The organism is Kitasatospora sp. NPDC091257, assembly GCF_044757675.1.
Taxonomy (GTDB): domain Bacteria; phylum Actinomycetota; class Actinomycetes; order Streptomycetales; family Streptomycetaceae; genus Kitasatospora; species Kitasatospora lactacystinica.
The window spans coordinates 1-1,402 of sequence record NZ_JBIVVI010001700.1; the positions used below are offsets into that span (position 1 = coordinate 1).

1 pseudogene is annotated in these 1,402 nt (G+C 69.8%); it reads right to left on the bottom strand.

The window, feature by feature from the left end:
- Positions 1-1,306, bottom strand: a pseudogene (locus tag ACIQOV_RS41390) (VCBS repeat-containing protein); the annotation flags it as partial.
- Between the last annotated feature and the right edge of the window lie 96 nt (positions 1,307-1,402).

Genomic DNA, 1,402 nt, shown 5'->3' on the forward strand with positions numbered 1-1,402 from the left:
AGGGGGCCTGGCTGTTCCAGGTCGGCGTCGTGGTGTTGATGGGGCCGGTCGCCCAGAGTTCGGTGTTGCCCGCCGCGGCCGGGTCGCAGCCCCAGGAGTGGGTCTCCTCGACGTGGAAGGTCGCCGACATGATCGTGGCGCCGGCCAGGCCGCGGGTGTTCATCTCGAAGTAGGAGCGGGTGTTGCCGCTGCCGTTGTAGCCGACGCGAGGCTCGTCCGGCGGATTGTCGGAGTTCCAGCCGTTCCCGTCCGGGTAGGCGGCGCCCGGCGTGGCGGAGTAGACGACCGCCCAGCGGTTGCGCCAGCCGTCGGTGAACGTCGGGTCGATGACGACCGGGAAGACGGTGTCCGCACCGTGCAGCAGGTCGGCGTCCGGCGTCAGCCGCAGCGTGTCCGAGCTGATCTCGGTGGCCATCGTCTTCGGAGCGTGTGGGGTGGCACCGGGCTCGGCCGGGTTCGACGGCGGGGTGCTGTCGGCGGACCGCGGGGCCGCCGCCGGCATGTTCTTGGCCAAGGGTGTGGGAGCGGGGGTGGGCTGCTGCTGGGCAGCAGCAGCCGGGGTGTGGGAGTCCCACATCCTCGGGGCCTCCGCGGTGAAGACCGTGCCACCGGCGGCGTCGGTTGCGGTGATCCGCCCGTCCTTGCCGGCGTCGAGGGCGATGCCCGCGGTCTTCAGGCCGTAGATGACCTGGGTCAGGTGCGGATCGTCCGCGGCCTGGCGGGTCTTGACGACCAGCTGGTGGGAGAAGCCGTCGGCCTCGGCGAGGATCTTCAGGTCCACCCCGGGCAGCACCTCTCGGTACAGGGCCGTGCTGCCGTTGAGCTCGGGTTGCGGCAGCGGTGTCGGCCAGGTGATGGCGAGGGACTTGCCGTCCTTCTGCATCGTGGCCAGCGGAGCGTTGCTGCCGCCGGCTGAGAACGTCATCGGGAAGACGGCCGCCTTCGGGGCGATGGTCCTGTCGTTACGGCGCTCCAGCGTGGCGTCGGCCGGCTGCCACTGCCCGGCGACCTTGGCACGGACCGGCCTCGCGTGCCGGCGGGTGGTGAAGCTGCCGTCCGGGTTCGCCAGGAGGTCGGTCGTCTCGTCCTGTCGCTCGGAGACCTCGACGGACTTCCCGCTCTGGCGTGCTTTCAGGACGGCGGATTGTTCAGGAGTGCCGGCCTGAGAAGGAGTGGAGGGACTTCCCGTGTCGGCAAAGGCGGGTACCTGGCCCAGCGCGGCGACGCTTACGGCGACCGCGACGGTCAGAACGGCCGCTGTTCTTCGGGTGGTTCGCCCTATGCGGTAGGCGTTGTGACGTTGCATCCCGTTCGCTTTCTGTGTGGTTCGCAGACACCCCCATGATCCGTGTCGACAGTGGTGGAAAGACGAAATGTCGGGGTGGCCACTGGAGGAGGAGGG